The 4,481-nt window shown below is 68.2% G+C and carries 7 protein-coding genes; all 7 read right to left on the bottom strand.

Annotation, left to right across the window (positions count from 1 at the left end):
• On the bottom strand, positions 1 to 426 hold a 426-nt coding region (locus AC1D15_RS19255; protein ID WP_477827242.1), incomplete at its 3' end, for a 4Fe-4S binding protein.
• A 4-nt stretch (positions 427 to 430) separates the two neighbouring features.
• The gene (ccoP, locus tag AC1D15_RS19250) at positions 431 to 1,342 is read right to left on the bottom strand and encodes a cytochrome-c oxidase, cbb3-type subunit III (RefSeq protein WP_477827241.1); all 912 of its coding nucleotides are present in this window, start codon (positions 1,340 to 1,342) and stop codon (positions 431 to 433) included.
• On the bottom strand, positions 1,339 to 1,500 hold the full coding sequence (locus AC1D15_RS19245) for a cbb3-type cytochrome oxidase subunit 3 (protein ID WP_477827240.1): 162 nt from the start codon (positions 1,498 to 1,500) through the stop codon (positions 1,339 to 1,341). Before AC1D15_RS19245 ends, ccoP begins: the two co-directional genes overlap by 4 nt.
• 12 nt (positions 1,501 to 1,512) lie before the next feature.
• Positions 1,513 to 2,142: a cytochrome-c oxidase, cbb3-type subunit II gene (ccoO, locus tag AC1D15_RS19240; protein ID WP_477827239.1), complete on the bottom strand. Its 630-nt coding sequence runs from the start codon at positions 2,140 to 2,142 to the stop codon at positions 1,513 to 1,515.
• A gap of 16 nt (positions 2,143 to 2,158) precedes the next feature.
• Positions 2,159 to 3,601 carry a cytochrome-c oxidase, cbb3-type subunit I gene (gene ccoN / locus AC1D15_RS19235; RefSeq protein ID WP_477827238.1) on the bottom strand — a complete coding sequence of 481 codons (1,443 nt, stop codon included), beginning with the start codon at positions 3,599 to 3,601 and terminating at the stop codon, positions 2,159 to 2,161.
• A gap of 29 nt (positions 3,602 to 3,630) precedes the next feature.
• Positions 3,631 to 3,825: a cbb3-type cytochrome oxidase assembly protein CcoS gene (gene ccoS, locus AC1D15_RS19230; RefSeq protein ID WP_047505057.1), complete on the bottom strand. Its 195-nt coding sequence runs from the start codon at positions 3,823 to 3,825 to the stop codon at positions 3,631 to 3,633.
• Between the two features lie 9 nt (positions 3,826 to 3,834).
• The coding region (locus AC1D15_RS19225; RefSeq protein ID WP_477827237.1) for an HAD-IC family P-type ATPase at positions 3,835 to 4,481 on the bottom strand (647 nt) is incomplete at its 5' end.

Below are 4,481 nucleotides of genomic sequence, written 5' to 3'. Positions count from 1 at the left end.
GTCGCCTTCCAGGTGGCGCTCGACCCACAGGAAGATCTCGGTGTAGACCGTCTGCGGGCACGCATAGCCGCACCACAGCCGCCCGGCCACCGCGGTGAACAGGAACAGCGCATACGCGCTCAGCACCAGCAGCCCGGTCAGGTAGATGAAGTCCTGCGGGTACAGCACCAACCCAAAGATGTAGAAGCGCCGCGCCTCCAGGTCGAACAGCAGCGCCTGCCGGCCATTCCACGCGAGCCACGGCAGCCCGTAGAACACCAGCTGCGTCGCCCACACCAGCGCCCAGCGCCAGGCCGCGAACAGGCCGTGCACCGCGCGCGGGTAGATCTTGGCCTCGCTCGCATAGAGCGAGACCGTGGCCACCGGCGTGATCGGGATCACCCGCTTGGCGTTGCGTGTCTCGTGGCCCACCTCGGGATCGGCCATCGCGTCACTGCGCAAGCGCAGGGCCCCGGTTCGACAGGCTCCAGACATACGAGGCCAGCACGTGGATCTGCTCCTTGCTGAGCCGCTCCTTCTGCGCCGGCATCACGTTCAGCTTGCCGTTGTTGATCATCGCGGTGATGGCCTCCTCGCCCCAGCCGTGCAGCCACACCTTGTCGGTGAGGTTGGGCGCGCCGAGTGCCTGGTTCCCCTTGCCGTCGATGCCGTGGCAGGCGGCACAGGCCATGAAACGCTGCTTGCCGAACTGCGCGGTCGAGTCGTGCGCGCTGCCCGACAGGCTCAGCACGTACTGCGCGACCTCGTGGATCTCCTGCGGGCCGCCGATTGCCGCCGCCATCGGCGGCATCATCCCCTGGCGCCCCTCGGTGATCGTCTCCTCGATCTTCTCCGGCGTGCCGCCGTGCAGCCAGTCGGCGTCGGTCAGGTTCGGGAAGCCCTTGCTGCCGCGCGCATCCGAGCCATGGCAGGCCGCGCAGTTGTTGATGAACAGCCGTTCGCCGATCGCCATCGCCTGCGGCTCGGCCGCGAGCTTGTCGGCCGGCAGCGCGGCAAAGCGCGCATACAGCGGCGCCATCTCGGCCTGCGCGGCGCGCTGCTCCTGCTCGTACTGGCCGAGGCTGGTCCAGCCCAGGCTGCCGKCGTTGCTGCCGAAGCCGGGGTACAGGAACAGGTAGGCCAGCGAGAACACCACCGTCAGCACGAACATCACCACCCACCACATCGGCAGCGGGTTGTTCAGCTCGCGCAGGTCCTCGTCCCACACGTGGCCGGTGCTGTTGTCGGCGGCCATCACCTCGCGGCGGCTCGCGATGAACAGCAGCACCAGGCAGGCCAGCAGGCCGAGCAGCGTCACCGCGCCGATGTAGATCGACCAGCCCTGGCTGAAGAAGTCGCTCATCGCGCATCTCCTTCATCGCTGCCATCCGGTTCGAAAGGCAGGCGTGCCGCTTCGTCGAATCGCGACTGGTTGCGCCGCGACCAGGCCCAGGCGGCAATGCCCAGGAACACCAGCATCGACAGCACCGTCACGCCACTTCTGAGGTCGTTGACATCCATGGGTCTTGCTCCTTACTTCACCGAGGTGCCGAGCACCTGCAGGTAGGCGATCAGCGCATCGATCTCGGTCCTGCCCTTCACGGCCTCGCCGGCGGCGGCGATCTCGGCATCGGTGTAGGGCACGCCGACGCGGCGCAGCGCAGTCAGCTTCGGGGCCATGTCGGCCGGGTCCAGCGCGGCCTTGGCGAGCCACGGGTAGGCCGGCATGTTCGATTCCGGCACCAGGTCGCGCGGGTTGAGCAGGTGCACCCGGTGCCACTCGTCGCTGTACTTGCCGCCCACGCGCTGCAGGTCCGGGCCGGTGCGCTTGCTGCCCCACTGGAACGGGTGGTCGTAGACGAACTCCCCGGCCGTCGAGTAATGGCCGTAGCGCAGCGTCTCGGCGCGGAACGGGCGGATCATCTGCGAGTGGCAGTTGTAGCAACCCTCGCGGATGTAGACGTCGCGCCCGGCCAGCTGCAGCGCGGTGTAGGGCGCGAGGCCCGGCGCCGCCTGCGTGGTGGAGCGCTGGAAGAACAGCGGCACGATCTCCACCAGCCCGCCGACCGCGATCACCAGCAGGATCAGCACGATCATCAGGAAGTTGTTGGTCTCGATCTTCTCGTGCGAGAAGCCGGGGGCGTTATTGCTTGTGTTGGCCATTTGGTTGCTCCGTGGCTCAGGCGTGGGCCGGGGTCAGCGCGGGGACAGGCACCGGCCGGTAGCGGCCGGCGGTGGCCGTCTTCACGACGTTCCAGCCCATGATCAGCATGCCGGCCAGGTACAGCAGCCCGCCCGCCAGGCGCACCACGTAGAAGGGGAAGGTCGCCTTCACGCTCTCGACGAAGCTGTAGACCAGCGTGCCGTCGGGGTTGACCGCGCGCCACATCAGGCCCTGCATCACACCGGCGATCCACATCGCGGCGATGTACAGCACGATGCCGACCGTCGCGATCCAGAAGTGCAGCTCGATCGCCCGGGTGCTGTACATCGTCGTGCGGCCGAACATGCGTGGCACCAGGAAGTACAGCGTGCCCATCGACACCAGGCCGACCCAGCCGAGCGCGCCGGAATGCACGTGGCCGATGGTCCAGTCGGTGTAGTGGCTGAGCGCGTTGACCGTCTTGATCGACATCATCGGCCCCTCGAAGGTGCTCATGCCGTAGAACGACAGCGAGACGATCAGGAACTTCAGGATCGGGTCGTCGCGCAGTTTGTGCCACGCCCCCGACAGCGTCATGATCCCGTTGATCATCCCGCCCCAGCTCGGCGCCAGCAGCACCAGCGAGAACAGCATGCCCACGCTCTGCGCCCAGTCGGGCAGCGCGGTGTAGTGCAGGTGGTGCGGGCCCGCCCACATGTACGTGAAGATCAGCGCCCAGAAGTGCACGATCGACAGCCGGTACGAGTACACCGGCCGCTCGGCCTGCTTCGGGATGAAGTAGTACATCATCCCGAGGAAGCCGGCCGTCAGGAAGAAGCCGACCGCGTTGTGGCCGTACCACCACTGCACCATCGCGTCCTGCACGCCGGCGTAGGCGGAGTAGCTCTTGGTCAGGCTCACCGGAATGGCCGCGCCGTTGACGATGTGCAGCAGTGCCACCGCCAGGATGAACGCGCCGAAGAACCAGTTCGCGACGTAGATGTGGCGCACGCGGCGCACCGCGATCGTGCCGAAGAACACCACCGCGTACGACACCCACACGATGGCGATCAGGATGTCGATCGGCCACTCGAGCTCGGCGTACTCCTTGCCCTGCGTGATGCCCAGCGGCAGCGTGACGGCGGCCGCGACGATCACCGCCTGCCAGCCCCAGAACGTGAAGGCCGCGAGCTTCGGCATGAAGAGCCGCGCCTGCGAGGTGCGCTGCACCACGTAATAGCTGCTCGCGAACAGCGCGCAGCCGCCGAACGCGAAGATCACCGCGTTGGTGTGCAGCGGCCGCAGCCGGCCATAGCTGAGCCAGGAGATGCCCAGGTTCAGTTCGGGCCAGGTCAGCTCGGCCGCGATGAACACGCCGACCAGCATCCCCACCACGCCCCACAGCACCGCCGCGAGCGAGAACCAGCGCACGCTCCAGTCACTGAAGACGGGCTGCGAGGCCGCAGAATCCTTCGACATAGATTGCCTCTTCTTTCACCATGATTGCTCTACGGTGATTCTTGGAGCGACACGTCGGCGGGGGGTTGACGTTGATCAAGGGCGAGGTCGTCGGTCTGCAGAATCCGCAGGCCCTCGTCGTCGAGGTCGTCGAATTGGCCACGGTTCAGCGCCCAGCCGAACACGCCGAGCAGCGCGAGCACCAGCAGGGCCGACAGCGGGATCAGCAGGTAGAGGATGTCCATCGTCGGGCTTCAGCGCGCCAGGCGCAGCGAGTTGGCGATGACCAGCAGCGAGCTGAGCGCCATGCCCAGCCCCGCGGCCCACGGCGGCAGCAAGCCGGCCAGCGCGAGCGGGATGCAGGCGGCGTTGTAGAGCGCCGACCATGCGAGGTTCTGCCGCACCACGCGCACCGTGCGGCGGGCCATGTCGCGCGCGTCTTCCAGGCCGCCCAGCCGGTTCGAGACCACCACCAGGTCGGCGTTCGAGCGGGCGACCAGCGCGCCGTGGCCCATCGCGAACGACACGTCGGCCTGCGCGAGCACCGGCGCGTCGTTGATGCCGTCACCCACCATCGCGACGCAGCGGCCCATCGCCTGCTCGCGCTGCACCGCGGCCTGCTTGGCGGCGGGATCGGCCGCGCCGATCGCCGCGTCGGCACCGACGCGGCGCGCGATCGACGCGACCCGCTGCGGTGTGTCGCCGGACAGCAGCACGCGGCGCCAGCCGGCCCGGCCGAGCGCGGTCATCGCGTCGACGGCGTCACCGCGCAGCTGCTCGTCGAACTCGAGGCACAGCAGCGCGTGGTCCGCGCGGCCGAACCAGAGGCGCAGCACGTCGTCGGCCGAGGGTTCTGCACCGACCCAGTCGGCGGTGCCGAGCCGCCATTCCACGCCGCCGC

This window comes from Rhizobacter sp. P2_H2, from assembly GCF_056403375.1.
This window is presented reverse-complemented; position numbering and strand designations above follow the sequence as displayed.

Excerpts from the sequence above, each read along its gene's own strand:
- AC1D15_RS19245 (WP_477827240.1), bottom strand. The coding sequence starts at position 1,500 with ATGGATGTCAACGACCTCAGAAGTGGCGTGACGGTGCTGTCGATGCTG.
- ccoO (WP_477827239.1), bottom strand. The coding sequence starts at position 2,142 with ATGGCCAACACAAGCAATAACGCCCCCGGCTTCTCGCACGAGAAGATC.
- ccoN (WP_477827238.1), bottom strand. The coding sequence starts at position 3,601 with ATGTCGAAGGATTCTGCGGCCTCGCAGCCCGTCTTCAGTGACTGGAGC.
- ccoS (WP_047505057.1), bottom strand. The coding sequence starts at position 3,825 with ATGGACATCCTCTACCTGCTGATCCCGCTGTCGGCCCTGCTGGTGCTC.